Genomic DNA, 736 nt, shown 5'->3' with positions numbered 1-736 from the left:
TGGTTCAGCGCCGTGGCAATCGAGCGGATGGTGGTGTCCTGTTCGGCTGCACTGGCGGCAATGCGCGCCACCACATCATTGGCCTCAGTGATCTGGCTTGAAATCCGCTTCAAGGCCTCGCCGGTGCGCCCCACCAGCGCCACGCCCTGATTGACCTGCTCCGACGAGCGGGCGATCTGGTCGCGGATTTCCTTGGCGGCCGCGCCCGAGCGTTGCGCCAGTTCCCGCACTTCCTGCGCCACAACGGCAAAGCCCTTGCCGCTTTCCCCGGCACGCGCTGCCTCGACACCGGCATTCAGCGCCAGAAGATTGGTCTGGAAAGCAATCTCATCGATCACCGTGATGATCTTGGCGATCTCTTCCGCTGATTTCTCGATGCCGCTCATGGCTGTTATGGCGCTGTTGACCACATCGTCACTCTGGCGTGCCTCGTCGCTGACGGTTTTCACCCGGCCTGCCGCCTCGCGCGCGCCGTCCGCCGTCTGGCGGATCGCCACGGTCAACTGGTCGAGTGCGGCAGAGGTTTCCTCCAGATTGGCTGCCTGCCGCTCGGTGCGGCTGGCAAGCTCGCCCGAGGCGCGGCGGATTTCCTCCTTGCTGACGGCTATGTCGTTGCCCTTCAAGGTGACGCGGGTCATGGCCTGTTCCAGCCGGGTCAGCGCATCGTTGAAATTGTGCCTGAGCGTTTCATAGCGTTCGCCGAGATCGGCACAGCGCACGGTGAGGTCGCCTTCGG

Annotated in this window: 1 protein-coding gene; it reads right to left on the bottom strand. The window is 64.1% G+C overall.

What is annotated here, in order from left to right; genetic code table 11:
- The coding region (locus tag NAC44_RS21160) for a methyl-accepting chemotaxis protein (protein WP_250943640.1) at positions 1 to 736 on the bottom strand (736 nt) is incomplete at both ends.

The sequence above is a fragment of the Allorhizobium sonneratiae genome (assembly GCF_023700755.1).
GTDB classification, from domain to species: domain Bacteria; phylum Pseudomonadota; class Alphaproteobacteria; order Rhizobiales; family Rhizobiaceae; genus Allorhizobium; species Allorhizobium sonneratiae.
The sequence above is the reverse complement of the archived record's forward strand: the minus strand, read 5'-3'. Positions and strand labels throughout refer to the sequence as shown.